This window comes from Endobacterium cereale, assembly GCF_009617585.1.
Classification (GTDB): Bacteria; Pseudomonadota; Alphaproteobacteria; order Rhizobiales; family Rhizobiaceae; genus Neorhizobium; species Neorhizobium cereale.
This window is the reverse complement of sequence record NZ_WIXI01000042.1, coordinates 149539-166211: the sequence shown is the minus strand read 5'-3', so window position 1 is coordinate 166211 and position 16673 is coordinate 149539. Positions and strand designations below refer to the sequence as shown.

17 protein-coding genes are annotated in these 16673 nt (G+C 59.1%); 14 read left to right on the top strand and 3 right to left on the bottom strand.

The window, feature by feature from the left end:
- Window positions 1-109 precede the first annotated feature (109 nt).
- The 10 genes from ltnD (at window position 110) to GAO09_RS12255 (ending at window position 10092) form a co-directional block, all read left to right on the top strand.
- Window positions 110-976 (top strand): L-threonate dehydrogenase, encoded by an 867-nt coding sequence (ltnD, locus tag GAO09_RS12300; protein WP_235938098.1) that lies wholly within the window; start codon window positions 110-112, stop codon window positions 974-976.
- A 3-nt stretch (window positions 977-979) separates the two neighbouring features.
- The gene (gene otnK / locus GAO09_RS12295; RefSeq protein WP_153354292.1) at window positions 980-2263 is read left to right on the top strand and encodes a 3-oxo-tetronate kinase; all 1284 of its coding nucleotides are present in this window, start codon (window positions 980-982) and stop codon (window positions 2261-2263) included.
- Window positions 2260-2910, top strand: coding sequence for a 3-oxo-tetronate 4-phosphate decarboxylase (gene otnC, locus GAO09_RS12290; RefSeq protein ID WP_153354291.1), 651 nt, complete (start codon window positions 2260-2262; stop codon window positions 2908-2910). Before otnK ends, otnC begins: the two co-directional genes overlap by 4 nt.
- A gap of 1 nt (window position 2911) precedes the next feature.
- The gene (locus GAO09_RS12285) at window positions 2912-3718 is read left to right on the top strand and encodes a hydroxypyruvate isomerase family protein (protein WP_153354290.1); all 807 of its coding nucleotides are present in this window, start codon (window positions 2912-2914) and stop codon (window positions 3716-3718) included.
- A 79-nt stretch (window positions 3719-3797) separates the two neighbouring features.
- Window positions 3798-4784 carry a D-erythronate dehydrogenase gene (denD, locus tag GAO09_RS12280; protein WP_153354289.1) on the top strand — a complete coding sequence of 329 codons (987 nt, stop codon included), beginning with the start codon at window positions 3798-3800 and terminating at the stop codon, window positions 4782-4784.
- Window positions 4781-5551, top strand: coding sequence for an SDR family oxidoreductase (locus tag GAO09_RS12275; RefSeq protein ID WP_153354288.1), 771 nt, complete (start codon window positions 4781-4783; stop codon window positions 5549-5551). Before denD ends, GAO09_RS12275 begins: the two co-directional genes overlap by 4 nt.
- 69 nt (window positions 5552-5620) lie before the next feature.
- A complete protein-coding gene (locus GAO09_RS12270; RefSeq protein ID WP_153354287.1) occupies window positions 5621-6688 on the top strand; it encodes an ABC transporter ATP-binding protein in 1068 nt (355 codons plus the stop codon).
- A 164-nt stretch (window positions 6689-6852) separates the two neighbouring features.
- Entirely contained in the window at window positions 6853-8157 is a 1305-nt protein-coding gene (locus tag GAO09_RS12265; RefSeq protein ID WP_153354286.1) for an ABC transporter substrate-binding protein, read from the top strand.
- An 81-nt stretch (window positions 8158-8238) separates the two neighbouring features.
- A complete protein-coding gene (locus tag GAO09_RS12260) occupies window positions 8239-9171 on the top strand; it encodes a carbohydrate ABC transporter permease (RefSeq protein ID WP_153354285.1) in 933 nt (310 codons plus the stop codon).
- 12 nt (window positions 9172-9183) lie between these two features.
- Window positions 9184-10092, top strand: a complete 909-nt coding sequence (locus GAO09_RS12255) for a carbohydrate ABC transporter permease (protein WP_153354284.1) — start codon at window positions 9184-9186, stop codon at window positions 10090-10092.
- A 1257-nt stretch (window positions 10093-11349) separates the two neighbouring features.
- Here the strand turns inward: GAO09_RS12255 and GAO09_RS12245 are convergent.
- Window positions 11350-11988, bottom strand: coding sequence for a DUF1109 domain-containing protein (locus GAO09_RS12245; RefSeq protein WP_153354283.1), 639 nt, complete (start codon window positions 11986-11988; stop codon window positions 11350-11352).
- Window positions 11981-12538: a sigma-70 family RNA polymerase sigma factor gene (locus GAO09_RS12240; RefSeq protein WP_153354282.1), complete on the bottom strand. Its 558-nt coding sequence runs from the start codon at window positions 12536-12538 to the stop codon at window positions 11981-11983. Before GAO09_RS12240 ends, GAO09_RS12245 begins: the two co-directional genes overlap by 8 nt.
- Window positions 12539-12729: 191 nt before the next feature.
- On the opposite strand from GAO09_RS12240, the gene GAO09_RS12235 reads away from it, so the two are divergent.
- The 4 genes from GAO09_RS12235 (at window position 12730) to GAO09_RS12220 (ending at window position 15442) form a co-directional block, all read left to right on the top strand.
- Window positions 12730-12993: a pentapeptide MXKDX repeat protein gene (locus GAO09_RS12235; RefSeq protein ID WP_153354281.1), complete on the top strand. Its 264-nt coding sequence runs from the start codon at window positions 12730-12732 to the stop codon at window positions 12991-12993.
- A gap of 82 nt (window positions 12994-13075) precedes the next feature.
- On the top strand, window positions 13076-13927 hold the full coding sequence (locus GAO09_RS12230) for a cytochrome b/b6 domain-containing protein (RefSeq protein WP_153354280.1): 852 nt from the start codon (window positions 13076-13078) through the stop codon (window positions 13925-13927).
- Window positions 13924-14700: a molybdopterin-binding protein gene (locus GAO09_RS12225; protein WP_153354279.1), complete on the top strand. Its 777-nt coding sequence runs from the start codon at window positions 13924-13926 to the stop codon at window positions 14698-14700. Before GAO09_RS12230 ends, GAO09_RS12225 begins: the two co-directional genes overlap by 4 nt.
- A 112-nt stretch (window positions 14701-14812) precedes the next feature.
- A complete protein-coding gene (locus GAO09_RS12220; protein ID WP_153354278.1) occupies window positions 14813-15442 on the top strand; it encodes a hypothetical protein in 630 nt (209 codons plus the stop codon).
- A 114-nt stretch (window positions 15443-15556) separates the two neighbouring features.
- Here GAO09_RS12220 and GAO09_RS12215 read toward each other — a convergent pair whose 3' ends face one another.
- A complete protein-coding gene (locus GAO09_RS12215) occupies window positions 15557-16672 on the bottom strand; it encodes a TRAP transporter substrate-binding protein (RefSeq protein ID WP_153354277.1) in 1116 nt (371 codons plus the stop codon).
- Window position 16673: the final 1 nt, after the last annotated feature.

The window sequence follows — 16673 nt, the reverse complement described above, 5'->3', positions numbered from 1 at the left end:
CATGTTATCGATACCGGTACCGTTATCACGGCATCGCAACTTGTGTGGCACCTGGGGAGGAAACGCCGTGCAGGACTTCAAGAATGTCGCGGTCATCGGTCTTGGATCGATGGGCTGGGGTGCTGCCTTATCGTTATTGAAAGCCGGTTTCACCGTACATGGATGTGACGTCCGTGCCGATGTGCGTGATCGATTTGCCGATGAAGGCGGGCATGGTTTCGCGACGCCCGCCGAAGCCTGCACCACGGCACAAATCGTCTTCGTCTATGTGGTGAATGCCCTACAGGTGGAAGACGTCCTGTTCGGTTCGAATGGCGCTCTCGAAACCGCTCAAGCCGGAACCGTTTTTCTGCTCTGCACCACCATGGCGCCCAGTGACGCCGTATCCATCGCCGGCAAACTCGAAGCCGCCAATATGCAGGTGATCGATGCGCCCGTATCGGGCGGCCACCTGAAGGCGCTGTCGGGCGAGATCACAGTCATGGCTTCCGGCAGGGCTGCGGCATTCGATGCTGCCGCATCCGCACTCGACGCCGTGTCGGCCAAGATTTTTCACCTGGGTGATGAAGTTGGTCCCGGTTCGCAGATCAAGATGATCAATCAGCTGCTGGCCGGTGTTCATATTGCCGCTGCCGCCGAAGCGATGACGCTGGCTGCCAGTGCCGGCATGGATCTGCAAACCGTCTATGACGTTCTGCGCGTCTCTGCCGGTTCTTCATGGATGTTCGAAAATCGCGGCGAGCACATCGTATCGGGTGATTATACGCCGCGATCGACGGTCAACATTTTCGTCAAGGACCTCGGTATCGTCACCTCGGAAGCGCAGAAAAGCGGGGCGGTGACGCCGCTTGCAAGCTTGGCACTCAGCCTGTTTGCCGATGCTTCGAATCAGGGGCTGGGTTTGGAGGACGACGCCGCCGTCGCAAAAATCCTCGCCTTTAGAAGCGGCACCACGCTGCCCGGCATGAAAGGCTGACGGATGGCCATCGTGCTCGGCTGCATCGCTGACGATTTTACTGGCGCCACCGACCTTGCCGCCCTTTTGGCGCGCAGTGGTTTTCCGGTGTCGTTGCGCATCGGCGTCCCGGATGCCGGCGAGCCTGCAACAGATGCCGCCGCATTTGAAGTGATTGCGCTTAAAATCCGCAATCTAGTTGCCGAAAATGCAATCGAGCAGGCAAACCATGCCCTGACCTGGCTGCAGGACGCAGGTGCCAAGAAAATCTTCTGGAAATATTGCTCCACCTTCGACAGCACGGAGAAAGGCAATATCGGTCCGGTCGCCGAGATGCTGATGGAAAAGCTTGGGGCGCAGCAGACGATCTACTGCCCGGCGTTCCCGCAGAACGGTCGCAGCGTCTATATGGGCCATCTGTTCGTCGGCCGGCAATTGCTTTCCGAAAGTCCGATGAAGGACCATCCGCTGACGCCTATGCGCCAGTCCGATCTTGTTCGCCTTCTTCAACCGCAAGTGCGCGGCAAAACCGGTGTGATCGACCGCAACACGGTTTTGCAAGGAGCCGGTTCTGTGACGCGGGAGCTGGAGAAACTTGCTGTCGATGGCGTTGCGCACGTCATAATCGATACGCTTAGCGACAACGATCTCGCCACCATTGCCGCGGCCGTGATGACCATGCCGCTCGTGACCGGTGGCAGCGCAATCGCGGGGCAATTGCCAAACCTCTACGTCAAACACGGCCTTATGGCGGCGCCTGAGCAAAACCGGCAAACCTTGCTGAAGGATGAGATTGGTCCCGGACAACTGGTGCTGTCCGGTAGCTGTTCTGCCATGACCCGCAGCCAGGTCACCCATTACAGTGCCAAAGCTGCCAGCCTGCGGCTGGATCCGGTTGCGATTGCCAATGAAGGCACCGAGGCCGCCCGCAACTGGCTGCGGCGGCAGCCGGTCGATCAGGCAAAGCTGATTTACGCCACCGCCGAACCGGACGAAGTGCGTCACGCCCAGGAGGTTTTGGGCTCGGAAAAAGCTGGGCTGGTTGTCGAACAGGCACTCGCGGAACTCGCCGACGAAGCATTTTCGCTCGGCATACGGCGTTTTGTGATTGCCGGTGGCGAAACATCCGGCGCCGTGACCGAGGCGCTCGGCATCTCGCGACTGCAGATCGGCCGTGAAATTGCTCCGGGTGTGCCGTGGACCTATACGACGGTTCAGGGAGAACGGATCGCGCTGGCGCTGAAATCCGGTAATTTCGGCGAAAAGACTTTCTTCGATGATGCCTTCACCACATTGGAGGCGGCATGAGCGAAGAGGCAAGACTGCGCGACGATATCTGCCTGATGGCCAAGTCTCTTTACGACCGCGGCCTGACGGCAGGCGCATCCGGAAATATTTCCGCCCGACTAAGCGACGGTCGCCTTCTGGTGACGCCGACCGGCAGTTCCTTCGGCCGGCTTGATCCATCGCGTCTTTCGTTATTCTCTGCCGATGGAAAGCTGACGGATGGCGACAAGCCCACAAAGGAAATGCCGCTTCACGCCGCCTTTTACGAAACGCGGCCGCAAAAGACGGGCGCGGTAGTACATCTGCATTCCTGCCATTCGGTGGCGTTGTCGCTGTTGTCCGAGGTCGATCCCGACAACATGCTGCCGCCGCTCACTGCCTATTCGGTGATGAAGCTCGGCAAGGTGAAACTGTTGCCCTATTTCATGCCCGGCGATCCGGCCATGGGCGACGCCATACGCGGCCTTGCCGGCAAACGCTCGGCCGTGATGCTGGCGGCCCACGGGCCTGTTGTGGCTGCAAAGGAACTGGAAGCAGCCGTTTATGCCATCGAGGAACTGGAGGAGACGGCCAAACTCGCCATGCTCACGCGCGGGGCCAACCCGAAACTTCTGAGCGATGCGCAAATCGCTGATCTCGTGAAAACCTATGATGTGGAGTGGGATTGATATGGCTCGCTTTTCCGCAAATCTCGGTTTTCTCTGGCAGGAGCTTTCGCTGCCCGATGCCATCCGTGCTGCCAGTGCGGCCGGCTTCGACGCGGTGGAATGCCATTGGCCTTACGATACACCACCGGAAGAAACGCGGCGCGCGCTCGACGAGACCGGCCTTGCCATGCTCGGTCTCAACACCAGCCGTGGCAACCCGCAGGCCGGCGACAACGGGCTGTCTGCGCTTCCAGATCGTCGGCAAGAGGCCGTCGAGGCGATCGACAAGGCAATCGACTACGCTGCCAGAACGGCTACGCGCAATGTGCATGTCATGGCCGGCAAGGCTGCTGGTGAGGAAGCTCGCAACACGTTCATTGACAACCTGCGTTATGCGGCAAAAAAGGCTGCAGAAGCAGGCATCGGAATCCTGATCGAGCCGCTGAACAGCCGCGATGCGCCAGGCTATTTCCTGCACACGACCGACCAGGCGCTCGACATCATCGCCGCCGTCGGCGCCACCAATGTCAGACTTATGTTCGATTGCTACCATGTGCAGATCATGCAAGGTGATCTGACGCGTAGATTGCAGGCTGCCATGGAGGTGATCGGCCATATCCAGATCGCCGCCGTGCCGGATCGCCGTGAACCGGATCATGGCGAAGTGGATTACGGCCACATTCTCGGCCATCTCGATGCGATTGGCTATGACCGCCCAATCGGTGCCGAATACCGGCCGGCGATATCCACCGAAGCCGGGCTGGGCTGGCTGAAGACATGCCGGGAGACACAACGGATGAAGACTGCGGAGAGCATTTTATATGTCTGAGTGACGTTTAGCGGTTCGAAGTGAGGAGCGAGCCGCCGAAGAAATAACATCCACGGCAACACTGGGAGGAGAAGCCGGAATGCATGTGATGATTTTGGGCGCGGCAGGCATGGTAGGTCGCAAGCTCACCGACCGGATTGCATCGAGCCCGCACATTCTGGGTGGAGAGATCACCCGGCTGACACTGGTGGATGCCTTTCAGCCGACTGTACCGGCAGCGCTGCAATCGATCACCACCGCGCAGACGGCGGATCTGGCCGATGCGACCGTTGCGCCAAAACTGATCGCAACGCGGCCCGACCTTATCTTTCATCTTGCCGCCATCGTTTCGGGCGAGGCGGAAGCCGATTTCGACAAGGGTTATTCGGTTAATCTCGACGGCACACGCGCTCTGTTCGAAACCATCCGCCATGAAGGCCTGAAGGACCGCTACGTTCCGCGCGTCCTGTTCGCCTCGTCGATCGCCGTTTTCGGCACGCCTTTCCCCGATATCATCCCTGACGATTTTTTCACCACGCCGCTCACCAGCTACGGCACGCAGAAGGCCATCGCCGAACTGCTGCTCGCCGATTATTCCCGCCGCGGCATTTTTGACGGCCTCGGCATCCGCCTGCCGACCATTTGCGTGCGACCGGGAGCGCCGAACAAGGCAGCGTCGGGTTTCTTTTCCAACATTCTGCGTGAGCCGCTGGTCGGCCAGCCGGCGATCTTGCCGGTCAGCGATCAGGTGCGCCACTGGTTTGCCAGCCCGCGTTCTGCCGTCGGCTTTTTCGTACATGCGGCAACGATCGACACCCAAAAGATCGGACCGCGCAGAAACCTTACCATGCCGGGCCTCTCTGCCCTCGTTGCCGACGAGATCGAGGCGCTGCGACGCGTTGCCGGCGACAGGGCCGTGGCGCTGATCCGCCGTGAACCGGACCCGGTGATCGAACGGATCGTGGCCGGCTGGGCAACGCAGTTCGATGCGCAACGGGCTTTGGCGCTGGGTTTCAAGGCGGAAACGAATTTCGAAGAGATAATACAGGCGCATATCGAGGACGAGTTGGAAGGTAAAATTGCATGACGCAGACGGATAACAGCGGACAGATCGCATTGGTCACGGGTGGCGGCACCGGTGTCGGGCGGGCTATTGCCAATGCGCTCGGAAGTGCCGGTTACAAGGTGGTGATTTCCGGTCGCCGTGAGGACGTGTTGAAATCTGCCGCTTCGGAACTGGCGAGTGAAACCGGAGCCGAGTTTCTGGCTGTTTCCGCCGATGTCGGCGATCCCGTTTCGGTGCGCACGCTGTTCGACAGGATCTCCGAACAATATGGCCGGCTCGATCTGCTGGTGAACAATGCCGGCATCAATGTGCCCAACGTGCCGATGGAGGAACTGTCCTTCGAGGATTGGAACGCCATCGTTGCCGCCAACCTCACCGGCGCTTTTCTCTGCACCCAGCAGGCTTTTCGACTGATGAAGGCACAGCAGCCGCAAGGCGGCCGCATCATCAACAACGGTTCGATCTCGGCCACGGCGCCGCGCCCGAACACGGCGCCCTATACCGCCACCAAACACGCCATTACCGGGCTGACCAAATCCACGGCGCTCGACGGCCGGCATTTCGATATCGCCTGCGGCCAGATCGATATCGGCAACGCCTCAACGGAAATGACGCGGAAAATGGCGAAAGGTGTGGCGCAGGCCAATGGCGAGATCGCCGTCGAGCCGACCATCGATGCCAGCCATATCGCCAATGCCGTCGCCTATATGGCGAGCCTGCCGCTCGATGCCAATGTGCTGACGATGACCGTGATGGCGACAAAGATGCCCTTTGTCGGGCGCGGCTAAGCATACCTATGACAATCGCATACGCAGAGAGACAAGACGGGACTTCATAAAAATACCCAGGGAGGGACCATGGCAGACGTTCAATTCACCGATGTTCGAAAATCGTTCGGCGCATTTCCGGTCATCAAGGGTGTGGACATCGAGATCGCCGATGGCGAGTTCGTCATCCTCGTCGGCCCCTCCGGCTGCGGAAAATCGACGCTGCTGCGCATGCTGGCGGGGCTGGAAAACATTTCCGGCGGCGAGATCAGCATCGGCGGCAAGGTGGTCAATACGCTGCCGCCGAAGGAACGCGATATTGCCATGGTGTTCCAGAATTATGCGCTTTATCCGCATATGACGGTTGAGCAGAACATGGCGTTCTCGCTAATGCTCAACAAGGCGCCGAAGGAAGAAGCCGACAAACGCGTCAAATATGCCGCTGGCATTCTCGGTCTCGACAAGCTGCTCGAACGGTATCCGCGCCAGCTTTCCGGTGGCCAGCGCCAGCGTGTCGCCATGGGCCGCGCCATCGTGCGCGATCCAAAAGTGTTCCTGTTCGACGAGCCGCTCTCCAACCTCGACGCCAAGCTGCGCGTTGCCATGCGTGCCGAGATCAAGGAACTGCATCAGCGGCTGAAAACCACCACCGTCTATGTCACGCACGACCAGATCGAGGCGATGACCATGGCCGACAAGATCGTCGTCATGCATGACGGCGTGGTCGAGCAGATCGGCAGCCCGCTGGAGCTTTACGATCGGCCGGCCAATCTGTTCGTCGCCGGTTTTATCGGCTCGCCTTCGATGAACATGATCAAGGGCAAGCTTGATCCGCAGGACCGCAACCGTTTCATCGCCACGGACGGCACCGTTCTGCCCGTTGCCAATGCCCCGGCGGAAGCGGTTGGCTGTGACCTCGTTTACGGTCTTCGCCCCGAATACATCACGCTCGATGCGGGCGGCATGCCGGTCGAGATCGTGGTGATCGAACCGACCGGTTACGAAACACATCTCATCGTCCGCCTTGGCGGCAGCGATGCCAATTGCGTGTTCCGCGAACGGATCAACGCGCGTCCGGGCGAAACGCTGAACGTCTCGATCGATGCTGCCCATGTGCATCTTTTCGATGTCGAAACCGGCAGGCGATTGACCGACTGATACCGCGAGGATGGCAACGGGCAGGAGGAGGAGCCTTCCCGTTTCACCATCCCCGTCGGCGCATTCCGCATGAACTTACAATGACGAGAATGCAAGGACCGCCATTCACCAAGCGGGGTGTGAATGCCGGGGAAACCTTTCCCGCATTTTGGAGGAGGAATATCATGACGATCAGAAGACGTGACTTTCTCGCAGTAACCGCTGCCACCGCCGGCGTCGCGGGCCTCGGCATCCGCCCGACTTTCGCGCAGGTCGAACCGGCCTACAAACCGGAAAGCGGCGCAAGCCTGAGGCTTCTGCGCTGGACGCCGTTTGTGAAGGGTGACGAAGAGGCCTGGCTTGCCAACACAAAAAAATTCACCGAGGCGACCGGCGTAGAAGTCCGGGTCGACAAGGAAAGCTGGGAGGATATTCGCCCCAAGGCAGCGGTTGCCGCCAATGTCGGGTCCGGTCCCGACCTCGTGATGTGCTGGTTCGACGACGCCCACCAGTATCCCGACAAGCTGGTGGATCTCACCGAACTCGCCAACTATCTCGGCGGCAAATATGGCGGCTGGTATGACGGCATGCGTGGTTACGCCGCCCGAGGCGACCAGTTCATCGCCATGCCGCTTGCCGCCATCGGCAATGCCGTCGTCTACCGCGACAGCCACGTCAAGGCCGCCGGTTTCAACGAGTTCCCAAAGGATACAGCCGGTTTCCTCGAACTGTGCAAGGCGATGAAGGCCAAGGGCACGCCCGCCGGCTTCCCGCATGGCAAGGCCGTCGGCGACGGCAACAACTATGCCCATTGGCTTTTGTGGAGCCACGGCGCACAGATGGTCGATGCCGAAGGCAAGGTGACGATCAACAGCCCGGAAACACTGGCGGCGATCAATTATGCCAAGGAGCTTTACGCCACCTTCATTCCCGGCACGGAAAGCTGGCAGGACGTCAATAACAACCGCGCCTTCCTCGCCGGTCAGGTGTCGCTGATCGCCAATGGCGTGTCTGTCTATTACACCGCCAAGGGCGATCCGAAACTGGCGGAAATCGCCGCCGATATCCGCACCACGAATTTTCCGATCGGCCCGGTCGGCAAGAGCGTGGAATTGCACCAGACCAGTTCGCTGCTGCTGTTCAAGCACACGAAATACCCGGAAGCTGCCAAGGCCTATATCAAGTTCATGATGGAAGCCGACCAGATGAATGCGTGGCTGACCGGCTCCAGCGCCTATTGCTGCCAGGCGCTCAAATCCTTCGCGAAAAACCCGATCTGGACCGCCGATCCGATTCACGCGCCCTACTCGCGCGCATCGGAAACGCTGCGCCCGAACGGGTATGCCGGCCCGCTCGGTTATGCATCGGCCGCCACCATGGCCGATTACGTTCTGGTCGACATGTTCGCCGCCGCCGTCACCGGCCAGCGTTCGCCGGAAGACGCCATGAAGGAGGCCGAACGCCGGGCCAACCGCTATTACCGCGTCTGACATGACCAAATGATTTCATGCGACACGCCGGTTACGGCGTGTCGCCATCGCTGATCTGGAGGCCCTATCAGGAGGTTTGTCATGGCGACGGTGATTACTAAGGAAACGCGAGGGCCGTTTTATTCGCTCTTGCAGAACAACAATGTGCTCGGCGCCCTGTTCATGCTGCCGGCGGCGATTTTTCTTTTGTGTTTTCTCACCTACCCGCTTGGATTGGGTGTCTGGCTCGGCTTCACCGACACCAAGATCGGCCGTGACGGCATTTTCATCGGGCTGGAAAACTACCAGTTCCTGATGGAAGACGACGTGTTCTGGCTGTCGGTGTTCAACACCGTGCTCTACACCTTTGTCGCCTCGGTGCTGAAATTCGCGCTCGGCCTCTGGCTGGCGCTGCTGCTCAACCAGCATCTGCCGTTCAAATCCTTCTTCCGCGCAATCATCCTCTTGCCATGGGTGGTGCCGACCGTGCTGTCGGCGCTGGCCTTCTGGTGGATCTACGATGCGCAGTTCTCGATCATCTCATGGTCGCTGATGCAGATGGGCCTGATCTCCAGCCCGATCAATTTCCTCGGCGATGCCACCAATGCCCGTATCTCGGTAATCCTGGCCAATGTCTGGCGCGGCATTCCCTTCGTGGCGATCTCGCTGCTCGCCGGCCTGCAGACCATTCCGGCCTCCCTACAGGAAGCCGCCTCACTCGACGGTGCCAGCGGCTGGCAACGCTTTCGCTATGTCACACTGCCTATGCTGACGCCCATCATCGCCGTGGTCATGACCTTTTCGGTGCTGTTCACCTTCACCGATTTCCAGCTCATCTACGTGCTGACCAAGGGCGGCCCGGTCAATGCCACGCATCTGATGGCGACCTTGTCTTTCCAGCGCGGCATTCCCGGCGGACAGCTGGGCGAAGGTGCGGCGATTGCCGTTGCCATGGTGCCCTTCCTGCTCGCCGCCATCATGTTCAGCTTCTTCGGACTGCAACGCCGCAAATGGCAGCAGGGCGGACAGGATTGAGGGGATAGACCAATGACCACACAAACCACGACCACCCGCCCGACTGACGCCGTCCTGACCGACAATGCCGAAGGCATGAGCTATCTCAACCGTCTGCCCCGCCGCGTCGTGATGCTGTACCTGCCGATGGCGGTCTTCATCTTCGTATTGCTTTTTCCGTTCTACTGGATGGCGATCACGGCGGTAAAACCCAATGATCAGTTGACCGACTACACCAATTACAGCCCGTTCTGGGTGGTCGGCCCAACGCTCGACCACATCAAATACCTGTTCTTCGAAACCTCCTATCCGGGCTGGCTCTGGAATACGATGCTGGTAGCGATCGGCTCCACTGCGCTGTCGCTGGTGGCCTCGGTGCTCGGCGCCTATGCCATCGAGCGCATCCGGTTCACCGGCTCGCGACAGGTCGGCCTTGTGATTTTCCTCGCCTATCTGATCCCGCCATCAATCCTGTTCATTCCACTGGCCTTCATCGTTTTCAAACTGGGCATCTATGACAGCCGGCTGGCGCTCATCTTCACGTACCCGACTTTCCTCATTCCCTTCTGCACATGGCTGCTGATGGGGTACTTTCGCTCGATCCCATTTGAACTGGAGGAAAGCGCGCTGGTGGATGGCGCAAGCCGCTGGCAGATTCTCATAAAAATCATCCTGCCGCTGGCGGTGCCGGGCCTGATCTCGGCCGGCATCTTTGCCTTCACCCTATCGTGGAACGAGTTCATCTACGCGCTCACCTTCATCCAGTCGTCGGAAAACAAGACGATCCCGGTCGGCGTCTTGACCGAACTGGTGCGCGGCGATGTGTTCGAGTGGGGCTCGCTGATGGCAGGCGCGCTGTTCGGCTCGCTGCCGGTGGTGATCCTCTATTCCTTCTTCGTCGATTATTACGTGTCGTCGATGACCGGTGCGGTTAAGGAGTAAAAATTGCTTCTTCGCAGCGAAAATGCCTGCGAGGAAGCAGATCCTGTAAAGTTCAGATGTCTGGCCGTTTCACCAAACTAGTGGCTAAAGATGTTGCACCAAACAAGATCCGCGATGCTCGTTTGACATGAGCTGTGATTCACTATGCCTGTGGAAGGAGAGACGCCAAGGGCAAGCCGCGTCCGATCGAGTCGTGTGAGCGTGGCGTTTGTCTACGACGGCAATAGTCACCGGAAATGCCGTGCGGCATCTCCGCGTTTCGCCACCTTGCGTCAACAACATGATGATCCTGCTGCGCTCTTGCGGCTCATTTCACCCAGAAAAGCAGGGGCATCCGCCTGGAGCAAAATCTCGCCCCCGGCGAAATGGCCTTGGACGAACTGTGTGTCGAGCTCGCCGCGCGCGGCGTTGAAGTCCACCGCTTAATAGCCAGCCGGTTTCTGCACCGGCTTGGCTGAGCAAAAAAGCCATACGGCACATGAACAGCGCAGTCCGAGATCGCAAGGGCGCGTGACCTATGGATGAACCGGAGAAAGCCGCTCTTCAACAAGACATTGTGGCCTCTCATCTTTATTGATGAGACCTTCCACGAACACGCCTGATAAAACGTACCGGATGGTCGCAAAAGGGCAGTCGGTTCAACGCCTATGCACCTTTCTGCCGCTGGAAAATCGAGACCTTCATTGGTCTTCTGTGCCATGGTCTGAGGGCGCCATGGATCTTCACTGCGCCGATGCACAGCCGCATAGTCGAAACATGGGTCGAGACGCAACTCGTACCGACACAGTAGCCCGGTAACGTTGCCATCCTCGACAATGTCGGTTTCCAAAAAAAGCGGGCGAGCCGCGCAACGGGTCAATGCGCAGGGAGCGTGGCTTTTGTGCCTGCCACCCTATTCGCCGAATCTGAACCCGATCTACATGGCGTTCTCGAAAATTAAGGCGCGGTTGCCAAAGTAAACGGAAAGAAGCTTCGATACGATCGCACAAGCATTCGGCGACATCATCAACCTTTTGCCAGTTGATGGATGAAGAAAATTCCTCAAAGCCTCAGGATATGAGGCTGAATAACTGCGATATGTTCAGTTCCATAACGGGCTTTTATGGCGTGAATTACGTATTGAATCTGTAAAGTAACACAAACTGCAATGGTTTATGCGTTGCGGAGCGTGGATCACTAGTTCGCATCCCATCAAGACAGGCAATCTGACACCAAATCCAAAAAAGTGCAAACATTGCCTGCGGGTGAGATCGCCGTTTACCAACGGAGTAATTGCCTTCCGAGCAGCATCCCGATCAGGCCGCATAACACGATGCCAAGCGTGTACCACAACGCCACAAACGTTAGGCCGTTCTCGATACAGCCCCAGCTGTAGACCCAGGCGCCGATGGAGCCGGCAGTGGCCCCTGCAATGAAGCCGGCAAGGCGTGGTTGGGTCGGCGCGGCGCGGCGCAGGAACCAGAAGGTTGCCGCCATCAGCGGTGCACCGGCAGCCAGAATGATCAATGGGCAGAACCAGTAGGAAATGCCCATGATCAGCCGATGGTGTTCATACGCTGAAGTTGCGGCATTCAGTTGCAGAAGTCCGAGAATGATCAAAAGGGCGTAGATAACCAACACTGGGGCTGCAGCGGCAACCGGCCGTCCGCCCGGACGTGCTACCTTGATGAGGGCAACCACTCCCACGATGGACAGCAATAGCGGATAAGCGGATTTTGCCCAGAATGCGGCCTGCGAGACGGCGGCAGCAATATCGGGGCGAAAGCCATGCCCCAGCAGGATAAATGCTGCCGAAAAGGCAATGCCCGGCATGAGTGAAAGCATCAACAGCCTGTGCAGTGCATGTTTGCGCACAGGTTGAAGATCCTTCGCCAACTCATCGATTATGTTATCCATCTTCGCCACGCTCGCCTCTCAATCTCGCAGCCAATGCCTTGATGCCGCGATGCACGCCGACCTTCACCATTGCTTCGGTGCGACCGCTACCTTTGGCCGTGTCCGCGACGGACCGCCCTTCCAGCCGCACTTGCCGGATCATCTCGCCCTGCCATGCAGGCAGGCTGGCCAGCAGCCGGGTGACGTCCATATTCGCCGCCACGGCATCCTCGCTGTAATCATCCGCCACCTCGCCGATTGCTTCCAGCCCGACATGCGCACGTCCACGTGAACGCCGGTGATGATCGACCAGCTTGTGCCGGGCGATCGTGAAGAACCACGCCGTGAACGGCCGATCGCGATCATAGGTGATACGGCGTTGATGCAGGGCGAGCAGCGTATCTTGAACCAGATCGTCGACATGTGCCGCCGCCGACCCTCCAAGCCGTCTTGCGTAATAGCTGACCAGCAGATGCCGCAGCATATCCAGCAGGCAGCGATAGGCAATCTCGTCCCCATCGAGGGACAAGAGCATCAGCGCTTTCAGTTCAAGTTCGGTCAAATGCTTCATGTCGTTTCCGCTTCATACGGCCTGACCGGAAAACGGTTACACGGCTGAAGAAAGAAAAGCGAGAAACGGCGGTGACCGATCATTCAATCACATCGCCGTGATGCCTGTAACCGATCCGTCAGCCCATCGAATGAGCTTCCTGTGAACCTTCGGCGCGACATGCGGCGAGCACATCCACTGGGAGAAACATCATGAGAGCGCGTCTTTTCAACACCACCTGCCTTGCAGCCCTTCTCGGCCTGTCGCTGGCTTCCGGCATCGCGCAGGCGCAGACCAGCAACGATTCCATGAAAAAGACCGATACGATGAAATCGGACACCATGAAAAAGGATGGCATGAAGGCCGACGCGACGAAGATGGGCGGCACCAAGGCCGACTGCATGCACAAGGCCGGCATGGAAAAGGACAGCATGAAGAAGGCGGACATGATGAAGTCCTGCGACGCGATGAAATAATCGCCTTCGCGCCCTTGCAGCCTGCAACTGTTGCAGGGGCGCCTTCGTCAATATGGTCACCCTGTTTCCGTGAGAAAAATCCATGGATGCTTCAGCCCAGCCTGCCGCCACCCGCACGCTTATTCGTCGCCATAGCCTGACTATTCGCCTGTCGCATTGGCTGAACGTGCTGTGCATGACCGTGCTGCTGTTCAGCGGCCTGCAGATCTTCAACGCTCATCCGAGCCTCTATTGGGGCCAGTATGGTGCCGACGAAGACCTGTCATTCATCGCCATGCAGGCGGTAGAGGATGGTGATACGGTCAAGGGTGTCACGCGCATCGGCAGTCTCTCTTTCGACACCACTGGCGTGCTTGGCGTTTCCGCTGTCGATGGCGAGCAGACGGCGCGCGGCTTTCCCGCTTGGGCAACATTGCCGAGCTATCAGGATCTTGCCACCGGCCGACGCTGGCATTTCTTTTTTGCCTGGCTGTTCGTCATCAACGGCCTGATCTACATGGCCTATGGCTTTGTCGCCCGGCATTTTCGCCGCGATCTGTTGCCCACGAAAAATGAACTGACGCCATCACATCTCGGCCACGAGATTGCCGACCATGCCCGCCTGCGTTTCCCGAAGGGCGAACAGGCGCGCCACTACAACGCTTTGCAGAAACTCACCTATCTGCTGGTGATCTTTGTGCTGTTGCCGCTGATGATCGCCACCGGCCTGACCATGTCGCCTGGCTTCAATGCCTTTGCACCATGGCTGCTCGATGTTTTCGGCGGTCGCCAGTCGGCCCGCACCCTGCATTTCATCACCGCCTTTTCGCTCGTTGCCTTCGTCATCGTGCATGTCGCCATGGTTCTGGCCTCCGGCGTCTTCAACAACATGCGCTCGATGATCACCGGCCGTTACGCCATCCATGTGCAGCCTCAAGGGGAGCCGAAACCATGAGCCGCCTGATCACCCGCCGCCGGTTCCTGATCGGCTCGACGCTCACGGCCTCGGCACTCGGCCTCAGCGGCTGCGATCTGCTGGTCGAAAACCCGACCATGCAGCAGGCATTACGGATGGCCGAGGGCTTGACCATGCGCACCCAGCGCCTGCTGATCGGCGACAAGACGCTGGCCCGCGAATTCAGCGTGGCCGACATCTCGCCGACCTTCCGCGCCAATGGCACCAGCATGCCGGACGGCGCCGAATATCAGACCCTGCTCTCGCAAAAATTCTCGCAATGGAACCTGGAGGTCGGCGGTCTGGTCGAACGCCCGACGAAACTGTCGCTTGCGGCGATCAAGGCGATGCCGTCACGTACCCAGATCACCCGGCATGACTGTGTCGAAGGCTGGAGCGCCATCGGGCAGTGGACCGGCGTTCCGCTTGCCGCCGTGCTCGACAAGGTGGGACTGAAACCGGAGGCACGATACATCGTTTTCCATTGCGCCGACGAATACGAGAAAAGCCTCGACGGCAGCGGCTGGTATTATGAAAGCATCGATCTGGTCGATGCCTATCACCCGCAAACGATCCTCGCCCATTCGATGAACGGCCATGATCTGGAAGTGCCGCACGGTGCGCCGCTGCGGCTGAGGGTCGAACGGCAACTTGGTTACAAACAGGCGAAGTACCTAATGCGCATCGAGGCAGTGGGAGATCTGGCGGGCCTCTATGGCGGCAATGGCGGCTTCTGGGAAGACCGCGGCTATGAGTGGTACGCCGGTATCTAATTTTCGCTGAATTTGGTTCACCGGCAGCCGCGATGGCTGCCGCTTGGGACACCGGCGGATTTCACCCGCATCCACCGGGGATTTGAGACGAGGGCTCTAAAAGGAACAAGATATGCTATCCATTTCCAAAATCATTTCTAGAACCGGGACATCGGTCATCGCCGGTACGCTGCTGGCCATGTCGGCCGGGTTCGCAGCGCATGCGGCTGATCAGGTTCGTGTCCGCGGCACCGTCGAAAGCCTCGACGGTCAGACCTTGTCGGTGAAGACCCGCGAGGGCACTGATGCGAAGATCATGCTCAAGGACGACTGGAAGGTATCGAGCGTCGCCAAGGCATCCGTCGATGATATCAAGCCGGGCGACTTCGTCGGCATCGCCTCCCTGCCGACCGCTGACGGCGGCGACGGCGCACTTGAAGTGCTGATTTTTCCGGCGGCCATGAAAGGCACCGGCGAGGGTAGCTATGCTTGGGATTTGAAACCCAACAGCTCGATGACCAATGCGACGGTCGCAGATGCGGTGAAATCGGTCGACGGACGAACCGTGACCGTGACCTACAAGGGAAAAGAAAAGAAGATCGCCATTCCGGACGGCACACCGGTCGTGACGTTCGCGCCTGCCACCGTCTCCGACATCAAGGCCGGCGCCACGGTGTTCGTACCGTCCGAAAAGGCACCTGACGGCTCTATGTCGAGCGGTCGCGTTGTCGTCGGCACCAATGGCGTCGTTCCGCCGATGTGATTCGCCGGCTACCGTACTGGTATTTCCGCCCTTAAAAATGCCCGCGAGATTGTCTCGCGGGCACGTAACTTTCAGGGTTTGGAGCCTTCAACGGACCCCTGACCGGGATCGCTCTTATTTCCCCGAAGCCTGCGCCGCATACATGTAGCTGTCATAGCTGTATTCGGCGACGCGGAACCATTCGAAGGACTCGTCGCGGAACTTCTTCCAGCCCGGATAGATCTTTGCCCATGCCGGGTGCTTGGCGCTGTATTCGGCGTAAAGCTCGAATGTCGTCTTGTAGGCGGCATCCATCACATCGCGCGGCAGCGGACGCAGTTTGACGCCCTTGCCGACGAGCGAGCGGATCGCCGTCGTGTTCTTGACGTCGTAAAGCGCCTGCATGTTGATGTTGGCGGCCTTGCATGCGGCATCGAGCGCCGCCTTGTAGGCATCCGGCAGGGCTTCATACTGGGCCTTGTTGATGAAGAAGTGGATGGTCAGGCCACCTTCCCAATAGGCCGGGTAATAATAGTTCGGGGCGATCTGGTAGAAGCCAAGGCGCTCGTCGTCATAGGGACCGATCCATTCGGCCGCATCAATCGTACCGCGCTCCAGCGCCGGATAGATATCGCCGCCCGGCAGCTGCTGCGGCACCACGCCGAGGCGCGACATAACTTCACCGGCCACGCCGGCAATACGCATCTTGACGCCCTTGAGATCGGCAAGCCCCTTGATCTCCTTGCGGAACCAGCCACCCATCTGGGCACCGGTGGCGCCGCCGGGGACGCCGATCACGCCGTAATCGGCCAGAAATTCGTTATAGGCTTCGTTGCCGCCGCCATGGTAAAGCCAGGCATTCTGCTGGCGACCGTTGAGGCCGAAGGGAATGGTCGAGCCGATTGCGAAGGTCGGATCCTTGCCGGTGAAATAATAACCGCAGGTATGGGCGATTTCCACCGTATTGGCCTTCACGGCATCGATGGCCTGCGGGCCGGGCACAATTTCGCCGGCCTGAAACACCTGGATTTCGAACTTGCCGCCGGTGATTTTCGATAGCGCCTGCGACATCACCACGGCGCCGCCATAGATCGTGTCGAGGTTGTTCGGGAAGCCCGACGTCAGGCGCCATTTGATGGTCGGCAGTTCCTGTGCCACGGCCGGTGCGGCTAGCGCTGCACCGGCAACGGTTGCCGCACCGCCGATGGCGCCTTTCGTCAGAAAGTTTCGTCTGTTGATCCTGTCCGTCATG

Bases quoted from the DNA above. Each gene is read 5' to 3' on its own strand.
- GAO09_RS12255 (WP_153354284.1), top strand. From the start codon at position 9,184: ATGACCACACAAACCACGACCACCCGCCCGACTGACGCCGTCCTGACC.
- GAO09_RS12285 (WP_153354290.1), top strand. From the start codon at position 2,912: ATGGCTCGCTTTTCCGCAAATCTCGGTTTTCTCTGGCAGGAGCTTTCG.
- GAO09_RS12260 (WP_153354285.1), top strand. From the start codon at position 8,239: ATGGCGACGGTGATTACTAAGGAAACGCGAGGGCCGTTTTATTCGCTC.
- GAO09_RS12215 (WP_153354277.1), bottom strand. From the start codon at position 16,672: ATGACGGACAGGATCAACAGACGAAACTTTCTGACGAAAGGCGCCATC.
- GAO09_RS12275 (WP_153354288.1), top strand. From the start codon at position 4,781: ATGACGCAGACGGATAACAGCGGACAGATCGCATTGGTCACGGGTGGC.
- GAO09_RS12225 (WP_153354279.1), top strand. From the start codon at position 13,924: ATGAGCCGCCTGATCACCCGCCGCCGGTTCCTGATCGGCTCGACGCTC.
- denD (WP_153354289.1), top strand. From the start codon at position 3,798: ATGCATGTGATGATTTTGGGCGCGGCAGGCATGGTAGGTCGCAAGCTC.
- GAO09_RS12265 (WP_153354286.1), top strand. From the start codon at position 6,853: ATGACGATCAGAAGACGTGACTTTCTCGCAGTAACCGCTGCCACCGCC.
- GAO09_RS12270 (WP_153354287.1), top strand. From the start codon at position 5,621: ATGGCAGACGTTCAATTCACCGATGTTCGAAAATCGTTCGGCGCATTT.
- otnC (WP_153354291.1), top strand. From the start codon at position 2,260: ATGAGCGAAGAGGCAAGACTGCGCGACGATATCTGCCTGATGGCCAAG.
- GAO09_RS12245 (WP_153354283.1), bottom strand. From the start codon at position 11,988: ATGGATAACATAATCGATGAGTTGGCGAAGGATCTTCAACCTGTGCGC.
- GAO09_RS12230 (WP_153354280.1), top strand. From the start codon at position 13,076: ATGGATGCTTCAGCCCAGCCTGCCGCCACCCGCACGCTTATTCGTCGC.
- GAO09_RS12240 (WP_153354282.1), bottom strand. From the start codon at position 12,538: ATGAAGCATTTGACCGAACTTGAACTGAAAGCGCTGATGCTCTTGTCC.
- GAO09_RS12220 (WP_153354278.1), top strand. From the start codon at position 14,813: ATGCTATCCATTTCCAAAATCATTTCTAGAACCGGGACATCGGTCATC.
- GAO09_RS12235 (WP_153354281.1), top strand. From the start codon at position 12,730: ATGAGAGCGCGTCTTTTCAACACCACCTGCCTTGCAGCCCTTCTCGGC.
- otnK (WP_153354292.1), top strand. From the start codon at position 980: ATGGCCATCGTGCTCGGCTGCATCGCTGACGATTTTACTGGCGCCACC.
- ltnD (WP_235938098.1), top strand. From the start codon at position 110: ATGGGCTGGGGTGCTGCCTTATCGTTATTGAAAGCCGGTTTCACCGTA.